The sequence below is a fragment of the Flavobacterium sp. GCM10022190 genome (genome assembly GCF_042656445.1).
Lineage (GTDB): Bacteria > Bacteroidota > Bacteroidia > Flavobacteriales > Flavobacteriaceae > Flavobacterium > Flavobacterium nitratireducens.
This window is the reverse complement of sequence record NZ_JBHSOQ010000002.1, coordinates 84,537-101,910: the sequence shown is the minus strand read 5'-3', so window position 1 is coordinate 101,910 and position 17,374 is coordinate 84,537. Positions and strand designations below refer to the sequence as shown.

The window sequence follows — 17,374 nt, the reverse complement described above, 5'->3', positions numbered from 1 at the left end:
AATACAACTTTGTATCACGGACTAAATAACAACTCTATTAGCATAATACAACGATGACGACTTTAAACGAATTGAATGCTATTTCTCCTATTGATGGAAGATATAGAAATAAAACCCTTTCATTAGCCCCTTTTTTCTCTGAAGAAGCACTAATCAAGTACCGTGTTTTGGTAGAAATTGAATATTTTATTGCGCTGTGCGAAGTGCCTTTGCCACAATTAAAAAATGTAAACCCAAATTTATTTGACAGTTTACGCAATATCTACAAAAACTTTTCTACTGAAGATGCCCTTTGGATTAAAGAAACAGAGAAAGTTACTAATCACGACGTTAAAGCGGTAGAGTATTTTATCAAAGATGCTTTTGAAAAATTAGGTTTATCGGAACACAAAGAGTTTATCCACTTTGGATTAACTTCTCAAGATATCAACAACACGGCTATTCCGCTTTCTACAAAAGAAGCTTTTGAAAAAGTGTACATGCCTTCGTTAATTGCGGTGATTGCTAAATTAAAAGAGTTGGCTACAGAATGGGCGGCTGTTCCTATGCTCGCCCGTACACACGGACAACCGGCCTCACCTACCCGTTTAGGAAAAGAAATCATGGTTTTTGTGGAGCGTATTGAAGAGCAAATGCGTTTGTTATTCAATGTTCCATTTGCTGCTAAATTTGGTGGAGCAACAGGAAACTACAATGCGCACCACGTAGCTTACCCACAAATTGACTGGAAGCAATTTGGAACTAAATTCGTAGAAGAAAATTTAGGTTTACACCATTCATTCCCTACGACTCAAATTGAGCACTACGATCATTTTGCAGCCTTTTTTGACACTTTGAAACGCATTAACAATATCATCATCGACTTAGATCGTGATATCTGGACCTATGTTTCAATGGAATATTTTAAACAAAAAATCAAAGCAGGAGAAATTGGTTCTTCAGCAATGCCACACAAAGTAAACCCTATTGATTTTGAAAATTCAGAAGGAAACCTAGGAATTGCTAACGCTATTTTCGAACACTTATCGGCTAAATTGCCTATTTCAAGATTACAACGTGACTTGACTGATAGTACTGTTTTAAGAAATATAGGTGTACCAATGGGACATACCATCATTGCTTTTGAAGCAACTTTAAAAGGATTGAATAAATTGTTACTAAACGAAGCTAAATTCCACGAAGATTTAGAAAACAACTGGGCGGTAGTAGCGGAAGCAATCCAAACGATTTTACGTCGTGAGGCCTATCCAAATCCTTACGAAGCATTAAAAGGTTTAACAAGAACAAACGAGGCAATTACTAAAAAATCAATCCATGAATTCATTGGTACATTAGAAGTTTCTGATGCAATCAAAACTGAATTATTACAAATTACTCCAAGTAATTTTATTGGGATTTAATTATTGCTCATCAACCTATACCAAGTCCCGTCCCGATAATTTTCAGGACGGGATTTTTTTATAAATCTATGTTAATTGCACACTAAAATTGCACATCAAAACTGCTTTTAGTATTTTTAGCACTATTGCAAAAAACAATCATATATGAGTACAGTTGCCACAGTTGCAGAAGCAACCCAACATCTAAAACCCCTAATTAGTGACTTAGGATTAATCCTTATGACGGCTGGTATTGCTGTTTTGCTGTTTAAAAAAATTAAACAACCACTAGTTCTTGGCTATTTGATTGCTGGATTTTTAGCAGGAAACCATTTTGATTTTTTCCCATCTGTCAAAGATGTACACAGTGTTGAAGTTTGGGCAGAAATTGGGGTTATCATTTTATTATTCAGTTTAGGACTTGAATTTAGCTTCAAAAAGTTAATGAAAGTAGGCGGAACGGCCTCAATAACAGCTATTACTCAAATTATCACCATGGTATTAGTGGGTTTTCTGGTCGGAAAATGGATGGGCTGGAAGCAAATGGATTCTATATTCTTAGGCGTAATTCTTTCTATTTCCTCCACCACTATTATTTTAAAAACATTTGATGAATTAAAAGTAAAAGCCCAACAATTTGCCGGAATTGTAATTGGTTCCCTTATTGTACAAGACATTGTAGCCATCTTAATGATGGTATTATTATCTACAGTTGCGGTTAGTCAACAATTTTCGGGAAGCGAATTAATTATGTCGGTTTTCAAATTAGGCTTCTTCTTAATTGCTTGGTTTGTGGGTGGTATTTTTTTCATTCCTACTTTATTAAAAAAAACAAAGCATCTACTCACCGACGAAATGCTGTTGATTCTATCATTGGCTTTGTGTTTAATGATGGTAATACTTGCATCAAACGTAGGTTTTTCACCTGCATTAGGTGCTTTTATTATGGGTTCTATCATAGCCGAAACAACACATGCAGAACATATCGAACATTTAATCAAACCTGTCAAGGATTTATTTGGAGCCGTATTTTTTGTATCGGTAGGTATGTTAATCAACCCTCATACTTTGTACGAGTATGCTATTCCAGTGGTAATTTTGACTTTTGTTACCATTTTTGGACAATCTATTAGCTCTACAATTGGTGCTATCATTTCTGGACAACCGCTTAAACAATCGGTTCAAACAGGAATGAGTTTATCCCAAATAGGCGAATTCTCTTTTATCATCGCTACACTGGGCATGACAATGAATGTAACTAGTGATTTCCTTTATCCCGTAGTAGTTGCTGTTTCGGCTGTAACCACATTTACTACCCCATTTATGATTAAAATGGCTGTCCCATTTTCGGTGTTTTTAGAACGAGAATTACCTCGAAAATGGACCAAAAGAATTGCCCGTTATAGCTCCAATGCTCAAGCCATTCGATCTGTAAGTACCTGGCAAGTGGTTATTCGTGCCCATTTAGTACAAATCCTTTTACACACTATTATCATCACTTCAATCATTTTGATGTCGTCTAAATTTGTATTGCCATTAGTAGAAAATTCTAAATTCGGAAATGCAATTGCGGCTTTAATTACAATAGTTATTATTTCACCTTTCTTATGGGCGCTCTCCCTTAGAAGAGTTGCTGTAAAAGAAGTTGACTTGTTATTTGAAGAAAAAAGATACCGAGGACCTATTTTAATGCTATTCTTTTTCCGAATGGCATTGGCCGTTTTCTATATTGGATTCTTACTTAACATCTTTTTCTCCCCTGTAATTGCCTTTTTTGCTTTAATTATCGCCATTGTTATTTATTTGCTTTTCCCTAAAAAATTACACGAACAATATCATAAAATAGAAAGTCATTTCCTTACAAACCTTAATGATAGAGAAGAAAAAAAGATAGACCGTCATTATGCCTATTTGACTTCTTGGGATGGCCACATGACAACATTTGAAATTTCAAAAGAATCCAATTTAGCTGGAAAAACATTACGCGAAATTAAAATGAGGGAATTATTGGGTGTGAACATCGCTTATATTAAACGTGGTGAAATTGTGATTCAAATTCCAAATAAAACCGAACGTATATTTCCTGGAGATGAAATTTGCGTGATTGGTTCAGATGCGCAAGTAAAAGAATTTGCAAACTTTTTAAAACAACACGAGGTAGAAATTCCTAAAAAAACAGTTCCTGACGAAATAATTTTACGTCAAATTCAATTAAAAAATGAAGAATTCATTGGTCAAACTGTTGGTCAATCAAAATTAAGAGAACGTACAAATGGTTTAGTGGTTAGCATCGAACGCAAAGGAAACCGAATCTTAAATCCAGAATCTAATATTATTTTGGAAAGAAATGATTTGCTCTGGATTGTAGGAAGTAAAAAATTAATGTCCGAATTGTTCAAAGAATAAGTCTTTTACAAATAATTTAAAGTAGAAAATGCCTGAAGAATTGCTTTTCAGGCATTTTTTTTACCTCTTATAATTCCAACTAGCCTAGCATTAACAATTAAAAAAACACTATCAAACTATCCAATATCACCTAAATTTTAACTAAATTTATAGTACTAAGTTGCACTTATTTAAACCCTTTTAATTGTGATTTCTTTTAAAAAAACTAACCCATTAATAATTATAAAATCAATTTATTATGGCATTTATAGATTATTACAAAGTGTTAGAAGTAGAAAAAAATGCTACTGAAGCTGATATTAAAAAGGCCTATCGAAAACTAGCCCGTAAATACCATCCCGACATCAATCCGAATGACAAAGAAGCAGAAAAAAAATTCAAAGAAGTAAACGAAGCAAATGAAGTATTAAGCAATCCTGAAAAAAGAAAAAAATACGATGCTTACGGCGAACATTGGGAGCATGCTGCTGAATATGAAAAAGCACATCAAGGACAACGCTATTACAACACCAGTGAACCTCATGAAGATTTTAATAGTTATGGTAGAGACGCTAGTGACGATTATTCGGATTTCTTTGAATCACTTTTTGGTAGCAGAGGAAAAAGTCGCACTTCTACTCATCCTTTTAAAGGACAAGATTTCACAGCCGAACTCCAACTTGATTTAAAAGAAGCCTACACTACTCATAAAAAAACGATTACTGTTAATGGCAACACTATTCGGTTTACGATTCCAGCAGGTATCGAAAACGGACAAACTATTAAAATTGCTGGACATGGTGGCGAAGGAAGAAACGGAGGACCTAAAGGAGATTTGTACATTACATTTACAATAAATAATCAAGCTGATTTTAAACGCGATAAAGACAATTTATACACTACCGTAGAGCTCGACTTGTATAAAGCCATTTTAGGAGGAGAAATTACCGTAGCTACTTTTGACGGAAAAGCTAAACTTACTATCCCTCCAGGTACCCAAAACGGAACGAAGGTAAAACTGAAAGGAAAAGGCTTTCCTGTATATAAAAAAGAAGGCGCTTTTGGCGATTTGTACATTAGCTTTCAAATAGCCATCCCTACAAAGCTTACTCCAAGAGAATTAGAATTATTTACAGAACTTTCTAAACTAAAAACATCATGAATACCGAAAATTTTATCCCAATAAATACCTTATGCCAACATTACAAACTTGAGATGAGTTTTTTTAACACACTTGACGAAAATGGCCTAATTGAAATTCAGTTTGTAGACAACATTCAATATGTTCATAAAGAATCTATTTATGAAATTGAAAAAATTGTTCGTATGCACAAAGAACTACAAGTTAACATTGAAGGAATTGATGTTGTCCTTAATTTACTGCAAAAAATCGATGCTTTACAAGCTGAATTACTAAGAGTTAGAAACAGATTGTTACTTTATGAAAATTAATTTCATCAAGTAATCCAATAAAAACTTTTTTTAACTAATAACACAAATCCCCATAAAATAAGGTAATCACAGCCTATTGTTATAATCTTAACAAAAAAATATGAAATTTTCAATGGTAATATTTGTATATACAAATAAAAAAAGTGTTACATTTGTACCAACAAATAAAAAAAGCATTGGAATGAAAATTGAAGATGAAATAAAAAGTACGGTCGCATTAGACCTTTCAAAGAAAATTATTCTCAATATCATGTACACCTGCAATATTTTGAATGAAAAGTTTAATGAAGTTTTAAAACCTTATGATTTATCAGGAGAACAATACAATGTATTACGAATCCTAAGAGGTCAAAAAGGGAATCCAGCTAATATGTGTGTCATTCAAGAACGAATGATTGCCAAAACAAGTAACACAACAAGACTGGTAGATAAGCTATTATTAAAAGAATTAGTTACTAGAAACGTTTGCCCAGACAACAGACGTAAAATTGAAGTTGCAATTACTCAAAAAGGGCTAAATGTTCTATCTGAATTAGACCCTAAAGTAACTGCTCACGAAAATGCTTTGACAGCAAATCTGAGTAAAGAAGAATTGGAACAATTAAATGAACTATTAGAAAAATACAGAAATCAATAAATATAATATCATGAATACCTTTATAGAAAATCAAAATTGGAGATATGCAACAAAAAAATTTGATGCAACTAAAAAAATATCAAATCAAGATTTAAACATTTTAAAAGAAGCCATTCGTTTAAGCTCTTCGTCTTACGGATTACAACCTTACAAAGTAATCATTGTTGAAAATTCAGAATTGAGAGCTAAAATTCAACCAGCGGCTTGGGGACAATCCCAAATTGTTGATGCTTCACATCTTATCGTTTTTGCTAATGAAACTAATTTAGCCGAACAATCTATCGACAGCTACATCAATAATATGAGTGCTACAAGAAATATTCCTGTGGATACATTAGTAGGATTTGGCGATTTTATGAAATCTAAAATACTAACTTTACCTGAAGAAACTAAGAATGTTTGGACTTCAAAACAAACCTATTTAGCGATGGGTAACTTATTGAATGCAGCAGCCGATTTAAAAATTGATGTAACACCTATGGAAGGTTTTGATCCTACTCAAGTAAATGAAATTTTAGGTTTAGACAAATTAGGGTTAAACGCTTCGCTAATTGCTACTTTGGGTTATAGACATGAGGAAGACACAACGCAACATTATCCAAAAGTTAGAAAATCAGAACAAGAATTATTTATCACTTTATAATTATTAATTAAAATCAAATTAGAACAATCATGAAAAATTTAAAAACAATTGCAATTGCATTATTCGTAGCTGTAGCTGGAATTTCAGTAAACGCTCAAACTAAAAAAATCGATGCTAAAGCATCAACAATCAAATGGGTTGGTAAAAAAGTAACTGGTGAACACTCAGGAACTGTAAACTTCAAAGATGGAGCTGTAGTATTTAAAGGAAAAAAATTAGTTGGTGGAACATTTACTGTAGACATGACTTCTTTGAATGCAACTGATTTAAGCGGAGATTACCAAGCAAAATTAAATGGTCACTTAAAAGCAGACGATTTCTTTGGAACTGAAAAATTCCCAACTGCAACTTTGGTTATCAAAAAAATTGGTGCAAAAGCAAAAGACGTTTATGCTGTAACTGCTGACTTAACAATCAAAGGAATTACTAAACCAGTTAGTTTTGATTTAGCAGTAAAAGGAAATACAGCTACAACTGCTTTCAAAGTAGATAGAACTAAATACGATATTAAATACGGTTCTGGAAACTTCTTCCAAGGATTAGGAGACAAAACAATCTATGATGATTTTGAATTAGCTGTAGCTATCAAATTCTAATATAGCATTAAACTATTACAAGAGCCCCTAACTTCAAACCTTAGGGGTTTTTTGTGTTTTAACGAATCAACTAAACATTGTTTATTTTTTTTATTTTGTAACATTTGCATATTAAAATTACATTCTTATATTTGCAATATGAAAACAACAATTACAAATAATACTTGGTGGTGGAACAATTTACGTCAATAGTCGTGAAGTAAGCTCCTATGGTATTATAATCTATAAATATAAAAGGCTTGTCATCACGACAGGCCTTTTTTTTATGCCAAACGAAAAACAAACAAATGCTTATAAATTTTAACTATTTTACAATTGAAACCATTTAAATTAAATACAAAATTTAAGCAAATACTAGCTGACACTATAACCCCTGTTAGCGTGTATTTTAAAATCAGAGATAAATTTCCTAACAGTTTATTGCTAGAAAGTAGTGATTATCACGGAAATGATAATAGTTTCTCTTATATCTGCTGTAATCCTATTGCATCCATTAAAATTGAAAACGAAACCATTATTAAGCAATTTCCAGATGGTACTACCGAAACAATTGCAATCGATCCACAAACGGATATCCCAGAAGTAATTCAGCAATTCTCAGGAAAATTCGAATCAGAGAAAACCAATTTTAAATTCATCAACAATGGTTTATTTGGTTATATTTCTTATGATGCGGTTCGTTATTTTGAAAAAATTAGTATTGCCAAAAAAGAAAATAGCAATGCCATTCCGGATGTATATTATGCCGTGTATCAAAACATCATAGCCATCAATCATTTTAAAAATGAAGCGTATATTTTTTGTCACAGTGTAGACGACCGAAATAATATCGATGAAATCGAACAATTGATGCAGTCTAGAAATATTCCTTCTTATAAATTTACAAAAGAAGGTGATGGCTTCTCTAATTTAACGGATGAAGAGTTCAAACACAATGTAGCCTTGGCAAAAAAACATTGTTTCCGTGGAGATGTATTTCAATTAGTACTTTCTAGACGTTTTACCCAAGGTTTCAAAGGGGACGAATTCAATGTATATCGTGCATTGAGAAGCATCAACCCTTCTCCTTACCTATTCTTCTTTGACTATGGTGATTTCAAAATTTTTGGATCTTCTCCAGAAGCACAAATCATCGTAAAAGACCGTAAAGCCGAAATTCATCCTATAGCTGGTACATTCAAAAGAACAGGTGATGACGAAAAAGATGCTGTATTGGCCAAACAATTATCAGAAGATAAAAAAGAAAACAGTGAACACGTAATGTTAGTGGACTTAGCTCGAAATGACTTAAGTCGTCACGGACATAATGTAAATGTAGAGCGTTATAGAGAGGTGCAATTCTTCTCACACGTAATCCACTTGGTTTCTAAAGTTACTGGACATTTACACGATAATGCGACAACCATGCAAGTCGTTGCGGATACTTTTCCAGCAGGAACTTTAAGTGGTGCTCCTAAACACCGAGCGATGCAATTAATTGAAGATTATGAAACCACGAGTCGAAGTTTTTATGGTGGAGCAATTGGTTTTATGGATTTTGAAGGCAATTTTAATCATGCAATAATGATCCGAACGTTCTTGAGTAAAAACCATCAATTGCATTGCCAAGCAGGTGCCGGTATCGTAGCGAGCTCTAACGAAGAAAGTGAAATGCAGGAAGTGTATAACAAATTAAGAGCTTTAAATACCGCTTTAGATTTGGCAGAAACAATATAAAAGTATTCAGTGTTCAGTTTTTAGTGTTCAGTTTTTTATACTCTGAACCTAAAACTTTAAACCAAAAAATAAAATGAAAAAAATATTAGTTATAGATAATTACGATAGCTTCACTTACAATTTAGTACATTATTTGGAAGATTTAAATTGTGCGGTTACAGTATATAGAAATGATGAATTTGAATTAGAGGATGTTGCTCAATTTGATAAAATTCTTTTGTCACCAGGCCCTGGAATTCCAGATGAAGCGGGGTTGCTCAAACCTGTTATCGAAAAATATGGCCCCACAAAAAGTATTTTTGGTGTTTGTTTAGGCCAACAAGCTATTGGAGAAGTTTATGGTGGTACCTTATCTAACTTAGACAAGGTGTACCACGGCGTAGCGACGACCGTAAAAACCGTTGTTGATGACGAAATCACCTTTCAAGGTTTAGAAAAAGAATTTGAAGTAGGACGTTACCATTCATGGGTTGTAGACGCCACTTTGCCAGATAGTTTAGAAGCCACTTCTTTTGATGAAAATGGTCAAGTAATGTCCTTACGCCATAAAAGCTACGATGTACGTGGGGTACAATTTCACCCAGAAAGTGTTTTGACACCAAATGGTAAAAAAATGCTTGAAAACTGGGTAAATAGTTAGTAAGCAGTTTGCAGATTTCAGTATTCAGTTAAAAAAACTTAGAATTTTCGTCACCAAAATTCTTAGCAACTTAAAAAAATGAAAAACATATTAAATAGATTAATCAATAACGAATTACTTTCGAGAGAAGAAGCAAAAAACGTTTTGGTTAATATTTCTAACGGGAGCTACAACCCAAGTCAGATTGCAGCATTTTTAACCGTATATATGATGCGAAGCATAAGCATTGAAGAGCTATCAGGATTTAGAGAAGCACTTCAGGAATTGTGTGTGCGTATCGATTTATCCGAGTACAACACTATCGATTTAGTGGGTACAGGAGGTGATGGAAAAGACACCTTTAACATCTCTACTTTGGCTTCATTTATTACAGCAGGAGCAGGTGTAAAAGTAACCAAACACGGAAATTACGGGGTTTCCTCGATCACTGGTTCTAGTAATGTAATGGAAAGTTTAGGCGTTAAATTTAGTAACGATCAGGATTTTCTAAAAAAATGTGTGGATCAGGCTGGAATATGTATTTTACATGCTCCTCTATTTCACCCCGCAATGAAAAACGTGGGACCTATCCGAAAAGAATTAGGGGTAAGAACTATTTTCAATATTTTAGGACCAATGATTAATCCGTCATTTCCTAAAAACCAATTATTAGGTGTTTTTAACCTCGAATTAGCTCGAATGTATGGCTATTTATATCAAAATACCGATAGTAATTTTACCATTGTTCACGCCTTAGATGGCTATGACGAAGTATCTTTAACAGGTGCAACCAAGGTAATCACTCATAGTACTGAAGGAATGATTCATCCAGAAGATTTTGGTGTGCAACGAATTAAACAAAGTGATATCGAAGGTGGAAAAACCGTTGCTGAATCGGCTCAAATGTTTATCGATATTATTTCTGGAAAAGGAACTGAAGCACAAAACAATGTGGTTTGTGCCAATGCAGCACTGGCAATTGCAACTGTTACTGGTTGTACACCTCTTGAAGGATTTGAACAAGCTAAGGAAAGCTTATTCTCTGGAAAAGGATTAGCAGCCTTGAAAAAATTACAAGAATTAAGCAGATAAATTTAGTTTAAAGTTTAAGGTTCAAAGTTTCAGCACTCGAACTTTTTAAACCTTAAACCAATTAAACTCTAAACAAAAAACAATGAACATATTAGATAGAATCATCATTGATAAAAAGAGAGAAGTCGAACTTAAAAAATCAATTATTCCTGTTTCCCAATTGGAAGCATCGGTTTTCTTTGGAAAAAAAATCATTTCTTTAAGCAACAATCTAAGAAACAGCAACTCAGGAATCATTGCCGAGCACAAACGTCGTTCGCCTTCGAAAGCGGTTATCAATCATAGTTTTTCAGTGGAAGAAGTAGTAAAAGGCTATGAAAATGCAGGCGCTTGTGGAATTTCGGTTTTAACAGATGGAAAATACTTTGGCGGTTCGCTAGACGATTTAGTATTAGCCAGAGCTTCGGTAAACATTCCATTATTAAGAAAAGAATTCATTGTAGATGAGTACCAAATCCTAGAAGCAAAAGCCCATGGCGCCGATTTGATTTTACTAATCGCGGCGGTTTTAACACGCGAAGAAATCAAATCCTTATCGGAATTTGCTAAAAATTTAGGACTAGAAGTTTTATTAGAAGTTCACAATCAAGAAGAATTAGAAAAATCCATCATGCCTACTTTAGATATGATTGGGGTGAACAATAGAAATTTAAAAACTTTTGAAGTGAGTTTGGATTTCAGCAAGCAATTGGCCGACATGATTCCAAATGACTTTGTTAAAGTTTCTGAAAGCGGTATTAGTTCGATTGAAGCCATCCAAGAACTAAAACCTTATGGTTATAAAGGATTCCTAATTGGTGAAAACTTTATGAAAACGGATAATGCTGGACAAGCAGCAACGGAATTTATTAAGGAGTTAGAAGTTAGAAGTTAGGAATTAGAAGGCAGTATTCAGTATTCAGTATTCAGTATTCAGCTTACAGCTTTGTTTACTTTGCGTGTTACGCTGAGCCTGTCGAAGGGCTTTCTGTCCTTTGCGGTAAAAAAAACTTTGCGGTTAAAAAAAACAAATTATGAAACTAAAAGTCTGCGGCATGAAATATCCCGATAATATACTCGAAGTAGGGACGCTCCTACCCGATTATATGGGATTTATCTTTTGGGAAAAATCAGCCCGATATTTTGACGCTGTCATTCCACAACTGCCCGAATCCATAAAAAAAACAGGCGTTTTTGTTGATGAAACGATTGAAAATATTGTTAGCAAAGTAGAAATACATAATTTGCAGGCTGTACAATTACATGGTAAAGAATCTGTAGAATTTTGCGTAAATTTGAAAGCTAGTTTAGCAGCTTCTATCGAGATAATCAAAGTCTTTTCGGTTGCCGATGATTTTGATTTCGCTGTTCTTGCTCCATTTGAAGGAGTATGCGATTATTTTCTTTTTGATACCAAAGGAAAATTACCTGGAGGAAACGGAACTACATTTGACTGGAAAGTATTGGAAAAATACCCTTCAAAAAAACCTTTTTTCCTGAGTGGCGGAATTGGTCTTAACGAAATGAATGCTGTTAATGAAATACTAAAAACGGATTTACCTATTTATGCTATTGATGTAAACAGTAAATTTGAAATAGAACCTGGATTGAAAAATACCAATGATGTAAGGACAATTCGCGAATTGTCCCCAATAATAAAAAACAAATAAAATGTTATACAACGTTGATGAAAAAGGCTATTATGGCCAATTTGGAGGAGCTTACATCCCTGAAATGTTATATCCAAATGTAGAGGAGTTACGCCAAAACTATTTAAAAATCATGGCCGAACCAGATTTTAAAGCTGAGTTTGACCAATTATTAAAAGACTATGTAGGCCGTCCCAGCCCGTTGTATTTTGCCAAACGCCTTTCTGAAAAATACAATACTAAAATCTATCTAAAAAGAGAAGATTTAAATCATACTGGAGCACACAAAATCAACAATACTATCGGGCAAATCTTAGTAGCTAAGAAACTTGGTAAAAAACGTATTATTGCCGAAACTGGTGCAGGACAACATGGTGTGGCCACCGCTACGGTATGTGCCTTAATGGGATTGGAATGTATTGTGTACATGGGAGAAATTGACATTGCCCGCCAAGCTCCAAACGTAGCGCGTATGAAAATGTTAGGTGCAACGGTACGCCCTGCGCTTTCAGGTTCTAGAACGTTAAAAGACGCGACTAACGAAGCCATTCGTGACTGGATTAACAACCCTGTAGATACGCATTATATTATAGGTTCAGCTATTGGACCACATCCCTACCCTGATATGGTAACCCGTTTTCAAAGTGTCATTTCAGAAGAAATAAAATGGCAATTAAAAGAAAAAGAAGGACGTGAAAATCCAGATTACGTTGTCGCTTGTATAGGTGGCGGTAGTAATGCTGCTGGAACTTTTTACCACTTTTTACACGAACAAGAAGTAGGTATCATTGCTGTAGAAGCAGCAGGAAAAGGAATTGATACGGGATATAGTGCCGCTACTAGTAAATTAGGAAAAGTAGGAATCATTCACGGTTGCAAAACCCTTTTAATGCAAACAGACGACGGACAAATCACGGAGCCTTATTCTATTTCCGCTGGTTTAGATTACCCAGGTGTAGGACCTATGCACGCCCATTTATCCGAAAGTGGTCGCGCTGAATTCTTCTCGATAACCGATGACGATGCAATGAATGCCGGTTTACAATTGAGCAAATTAGAAGGTATTATTCCTGCAATTGAATCATCGCACGCTTTTGCAGTTTTAGACGAAAGAAAATTCAAACCAGAAGACATCGTAGTAATTTGTCTTTCAGGTCGAGGCGATAAGGATTTAAACAATTATATCGAATATTTTAAATATTAATTAGGGCGTTACCCCCGATAGAAAAAATCGGGGTCGGGCTGTACGCTATAGTCCCGATGAAAAATCGGGAGCTACCGCTGCCATCCCTAACGCAAAAAACAAGAAAATTTAATTTTCAAAATAGCACCAATGGAAAAATTATTTGCTTACGGAACATTAAAAGACAAACATATTCAAGAAACAATATTTGGACGCACTTTATCAGGTGTTCCCGATCGATTGATTGGATTTGTTATCAATTATATCGAAATCGAAGAAGAATTTGGTTTAGAAAAATATCCTATTATTACGGCGACTGATAATCCAGATGACATCGTAACAGGAATTGTCTATGATATTACTGAAGAAGATGTAAATCGCGCCGACACCTACGAAGGTTTACACTACAAACGAATTGAAGTAACCTTAGAGTCGCTACAAACCGCTTGGGCTTATATTGTTACTAATTAAAAACAAATAGCATTAACTATTAATTTTACCATTAAGACATTAAGAAAATTAAGTCTTAACTATACTTAATTAATTAATGGTTTACAATAAAAATACAATTAGTGGTAAAAATCGAAACTATACAATGAACAGAATCGAACAAAAATTACAAGAAGACAAAAAAATACTATCCATCTATTTCTCGGCGGGATATCCAAATCTAAATGATACGGTACAAATTATCCAAGACTTAGAAAAAAATGGTATCGACTTAATTGAAATTGGTTTGCCTTTTAGCGATCCATTGGCTGATGGACCAACCATTCAGGCGAGTTCTACAGCAGCTTTGCACAACGGAATGACCACTCAAATCCTGTTTGACCAATTGGCAGCCATTCGTAAAACCGTTTCTATTCCGTTAATTATCATGGGCTATTTCAACCCGATGTTGCAATATGGTGTGGAAGCTTTTTGCCAAAAATGTGCTGAAATTGGCATTGACGGATTGATTATTCCTGACTTACCGGTGGCGGTCTATGCAGAAGAATACAAGGCTATTTTTGACAAATACGGACTAATCAACATCTTTTTGATTACCCCACAAACTTCTGACGAGCGTATTCGTTTTATTGACAGTGTTTCCAGCGGATTTATTTATATGGTAAGTTCAGCGAGTGTAACGGGATCTTCCGCTGGCTTTGGAAACGTACAAGAAGATTATTTCAAACGCATTGCCAACATGAATCTGAAAAACCCTCAAATTGTAGGTTTTGGAATCAACAATGCAGAGACTTTCAATCAAGCTACCCAATACGCCAAAGGTGCCATTATTGGTAGTGCTTTTATCAAACACCTATCCGAAGAAGGAACAACAAAAATTGCCGAGTTTGTGAAAGCTATCCGATAGTTTTTCCTTTTTATAAATTTATTTACCGCCAATTCGCAGATTAAAATGTGAATTGGCGGTATTTTTTGTTTTAAAGAATAAGTGCTTCTAATAAAACATAAGATTATATTTATATATTTGGTAAAATTATATCTGACAATCGTCAGACCTATACAACCAAAATTGGAGTGATAGGTCTGATTTTATCAGATTTATAGACTAGTTAGCAGATATTTTTAAAAACTGTGCATCTAAAGACAAAAAGCTGAATGAAGAAACTTATCGTTTTATTAATCGTAGCCTTTACTTTTTTGAAATGCCAAACCAAAAGTGAAGAAGTTAATCTTGCGTCTAAATCAACAGACGATATAAACAAAATTGTTGAAGCAATTATTCAACAAGACAGTCTTGATGTTTTTAAAAATAGACCTAATCCTAGAATGTTTTGCAGCGAATTGAATAAAATAACCGTTGATATTCCAATCAAAAGGAAAGATGGACTGGTCTTTCCTCCTATTCCCGGAAATATTTATATTAACAATTTATTAAATGACAAAGTCAACGGAGAAGAATTCTTTACATCGAAAGATTCTTTAAGCATATTAGAGCAAAACTCAAATCCTGAAAAAATAGAGATTGACAAAGAGATATCGGAAAAACTAAATTCAACAACTCTCGAGATAGAATTAGCAAAAAAGAAAAACGGAAAAAAATATGATTTTTACAATTTGTCCATTCCAATTTTTTCGCAAGACAGACAAAAAGCTTTTGTAGAATTAGAACATCATTGCGGAAGTCTTTGTGGAAGTGGAACTGGTTTTTACTTAAAAAAAGTCAATGGAAAGTGGAAAGTAGTTGAGAAGTGGAGAACTTGGATTAGCTAAAAAAACACCCGCACCAACAAGCAACTATCATACACTAAACTTTGTCGAGTTACTAGATGAGATGCTTCCTTCGTCAACATGACAAGATTGTGGGTATGGTAATTTAAACCGCTACTGCTGTTCGATTACATTAAGTACCTACTTACATGAAAAGAAAAAATCGTAGCGTTTGCAACGTGGCTCAATAAAAAACATTTAAAAAAAACCAACTGGTGCATTCTATGATAAAAAACAAGTAAAATCTACAAACAATTCGTGCAAACATTATAACCATGAGAAAAATTATTTTTAGCAGTCTTATATTTCTAGTTTTTAATTTAACTTACTCACAAGAAAATCTTGGCATTTTTACAGCTTTAAATTATTCCTATTTCACAAACCGATTTGGTTCAAGTATTTCTGCAGAAAAATCATTTGGACTTCAATTAGGAACTCTTTATGAATTGAAAATCAATGACAAAATTGACTTCAGACCTAAACTATTTTTTTCTCAACAAGGAGATAGAACTAAAACAAAGCAAACAATTAGTTTAGAACAAAGCCAAATTGACTATAAACTAACTTATTTAAATACTTCATTAGATTTTAAATTTTGGGACAAAATCTACTTAATTACTGGACCTCAAATTGGATTTTTACTTGACCAAAAATCAGTAAGCAGGAACTTGGGCAAAATAAAATCTAATATTGATTTAGGAATTAATTTGGGAACTGGATTCAAAATAAATGACTTATTCTTTGAATTTGGAATATATCAAGGTCTTTCAACTTTATTAGAATATGACTATTATACTGGCAGTAGAGTAAAAGTAAAAAATGGATACGCAAAATTTACTATAGGTTATAATCTATAAAAAAATCTTTGCAATAAAGAAAATGATACAGCGAAGTGATACCCAAACTACTAAACGATTGCTACTAATAACTACTCACAGGATATTTAAATTATAGTTCTTCGTACATAATAACGCAACGTTTCATACAAAAACACATCTATTAAAAAAAGCTACTTATGAAACTAATAAAAATAATATTAATAGGGATTGTATTTATAACCCTTTCATGCAATAATGATGTCGAAAAATTACCAACTGAAATTAATGGTGAATACGTGGGGATGTTTGAAAGAAATGGAACTACTGCTAATGTGAAATTAACGTTCAATAATGGAACATATTCAGGCGAAAGCGAAACTGCAAGATATCCAGCAATTTGTAATGGAAGCTATTCGATTTCAAGCAATTCCATTAACTTTCAAAATAAATGTATTTGGACAGCCGATTTCGATTGGACTCTGATTTTGTCTTACGAGTGGAATTATAACCTAAAGGGAAACACTCTACTATTAACAAACTCTAATGGAGATAAATATACACTGACAAAAGAATAAAAATCAACTATAAAATTTGCCTTAAATTTTCTGCTAGTTTTAAGCTTTACAAACACTCAATTTAAGGATAACGAAATAAGTAGACACTCTTTGATGTTTGATTAGTGCATTCTGATACTGTAACAATTAGCAAATAGCTTAACTAAAGATAATCGAATGGCTGGATGAGATTCTTACAGAATGACAAGATGACGAAAAAGGAATTCACTTATCGATATGGTTTTAAATTGGCTTAAGCCTAAATAGTATTGATTTTATCTAAACCCCATCTCAATTAAATTCTATCATCTGGCTAAAGCCAGACGCAATTGAATCTCTTCTAACTTTCTAAATCATTTTAATTTACCCATCTCTCTGATTCACATTTGAAACCTATAGATTTTTCCTTTGAAAAATTCACATTTTCATTAAAACCGAATACTGACAAAGTAATT

18 protein-coding genes are annotated in these 17,374 nt (G+C 33.7%); all 18 read left to right on the top strand.

What is annotated here, in order from left to right; genetic code table 11:
- Positions 1 to 53 precede the first annotated feature (53 nt).
- The gene (gene purB / locus ACFPTQ_RS07480; protein WP_379775816.1) at positions 54 to 1,400 is read left to right on the top strand and encodes an adenylosuccinate lyase; all 1,347 of its coding nucleotides are present in this window, start codon (positions 54 to 56) and stop codon (positions 1,398 to 1,400) included.
- A gap of 144 nt (positions 1,401 to 1,544) precedes the next feature.
- Positions 1,545 to 3,785, top strand: a complete 2,241-nt coding sequence (locus ACFPTQ_RS07475) for a cation:proton antiporter (RefSeq protein WP_379775812.1) — start codon at positions 1,545 to 1,547, stop codon at positions 3,783 to 3,785.
- A 238-nt stretch (positions 3,786 to 4,023) separates the two neighbouring features.
- Complete coding sequence (locus tag ACFPTQ_RS07470) at positions 4,024 to 4,926, top strand: DnaJ C-terminal domain-containing protein (RefSeq protein WP_379775810.1); 903 nt, start codon at positions 4,024 to 4,026, stop codon at positions 4,924 to 4,926.
- Complete coding sequence (locus tag ACFPTQ_RS07465) at positions 4,923 to 5,216, top strand: chaperone modulator CbpM (RefSeq protein WP_379775807.1); 294 nt, start codon at positions 4,923 to 4,925, stop codon at positions 5,214 to 5,216. Before ACFPTQ_RS07470 ends, ACFPTQ_RS07465 begins: the two co-directional genes overlap by 4 nt.
- Before the next feature lie 181 nt (positions 5,217 to 5,397).
- Positions 5,398 to 5,853 carry a MarR family winged helix-turn-helix transcriptional regulator gene (locus ACFPTQ_RS07460; protein WP_379775804.1) on the top strand — a complete coding sequence of 152 codons (456 nt, stop codon included), beginning with the start codon at positions 5,398 to 5,400 and terminating at the stop codon, positions 5,851 to 5,853.
- 10 nt (positions 5,854 to 5,863) lie between these two features.
- Positions 5,864 to 6,496 (top strand): NAD(P)H-dependent oxidoreductase, encoded by a 633-nt coding sequence (locus tag ACFPTQ_RS07455; protein WP_278035334.1) that lies wholly within the window; start codon positions 5,864 to 5,866, stop codon positions 6,494 to 6,496.
- A gap of 29 nt (positions 6,497 to 6,525) precedes the next feature.
- Positions 6,526 to 7,092 (top strand): YceI family protein, encoded by a 567-nt coding sequence (locus tag ACFPTQ_RS07450; protein ID WP_379775800.1) that lies wholly within the window; start codon positions 6,526 to 6,528, stop codon positions 7,090 to 7,092.
- A 315-nt stretch (positions 7,093 to 7,407) separates the two neighbouring features.
- Positions 7,408 to 8,808, top strand: coding sequence for an anthranilate synthase component I family protein (locus ACFPTQ_RS07445; RefSeq protein WP_379775797.1), 1,401 nt, complete (start codon positions 7,408 to 7,410; stop codon positions 8,806 to 8,808).
- Positions 8,809 to 8,881: 73 nt separating this feature from the next.
- A complete protein-coding gene (locus tag ACFPTQ_RS07440) occupies positions 8,882 to 9,448 on the top strand; it encodes an anthranilate synthase component II (RefSeq protein ID WP_379775794.1) in 567 nt (188 codons plus the stop codon).
- Positions 9,449 to 9,526: 78 nt separating this feature from the next.
- Positions 9,527 to 10,519 carry an anthranilate phosphoribosyltransferase gene (gene trpD, locus ACFPTQ_RS07435; RefSeq protein ID WP_278035330.1) on the top strand — a complete coding sequence of 331 codons (993 nt, stop codon included), beginning with the start codon at positions 9,527 to 9,529 and terminating at the stop codon, positions 10,517 to 10,519.
- 82 nt (positions 10,520 to 10,601) lie between these two features.
- Positions 10,602 to 11,393 (top strand): indole-3-glycerol phosphate synthase TrpC, encoded by a 792-nt coding sequence (gene trpC, locus ACFPTQ_RS07430; RefSeq protein ID WP_379775790.1) that lies wholly within the window; start codon positions 10,602 to 10,604, stop codon positions 11,391 to 11,393.
- A gap of 139 nt (positions 11,394 to 11,532) precedes the next feature.
- Positions 11,533 to 12,168, top strand: a complete 636-nt coding sequence (locus ACFPTQ_RS07425) for a phosphoribosylanthranilate isomerase (RefSeq protein WP_379775787.1) — start codon at positions 11,533 to 11,535, stop codon at positions 12,166 to 12,168.
- A gap of 1 nt (position 12,169) precedes the next feature.
- Positions 12,170 to 13,351, top strand: a complete 1,182-nt coding sequence (gene trpB / locus ACFPTQ_RS07420) for a tryptophan synthase subunit beta (protein ID WP_379775784.1) — start codon at positions 12,170 to 12,172, stop codon at positions 13,349 to 13,351.
- Between the two features lie 129 nt (positions 13,352 to 13,480).
- The gene (locus ACFPTQ_RS07415) at positions 13,481 to 13,801 is read left to right on the top strand and encodes a gamma-glutamylcyclotransferase family protein (RefSeq protein ID WP_278035326.1); all 321 of its coding nucleotides are present in this window, start codon (positions 13,481 to 13,483) and stop codon (positions 13,799 to 13,801) included.
- A gap of 124 nt (positions 13,802 to 13,925) precedes the next feature.
- The gene (trpA, locus tag ACFPTQ_RS07410; protein WP_379775781.1) at positions 13,926 to 14,687 is read left to right on the top strand and encodes a tryptophan synthase subunit alpha; all 762 of its coding nucleotides are present in this window, start codon (positions 13,926 to 13,928) and stop codon (positions 14,685 to 14,687) included.
- A 248-nt stretch (positions 14,688 to 14,935) separates the two neighbouring features.
- Positions 14,936 to 15,550: a hypothetical protein gene (locus tag ACFPTQ_RS07405; RefSeq protein WP_379775778.1), complete on the top strand. Its 615-nt coding sequence runs from the start codon at positions 14,936 to 14,938 to the stop codon at positions 15,548 to 15,550.
- A 272-nt stretch (positions 15,551 to 15,822) separates the two neighbouring features.
- Positions 15,823 to 16,404, top strand: coding sequence for an outer membrane beta-barrel protein (locus ACFPTQ_RS07400; RefSeq protein WP_379775775.1), 582 nt, complete (start codon positions 15,823 to 15,825; stop codon positions 16,402 to 16,404).
- Between the two features lie 158 nt (positions 16,405 to 16,562).
- Positions 16,563 to 16,940: a hypothetical protein gene (locus ACFPTQ_RS07395; protein WP_379775772.1), complete on the top strand. Its 378-nt coding sequence runs from the start codon at positions 16,563 to 16,565 to the stop codon at positions 16,938 to 16,940.
- Positions 16,941 to 17,374: the final 434 nt, after the last annotated feature.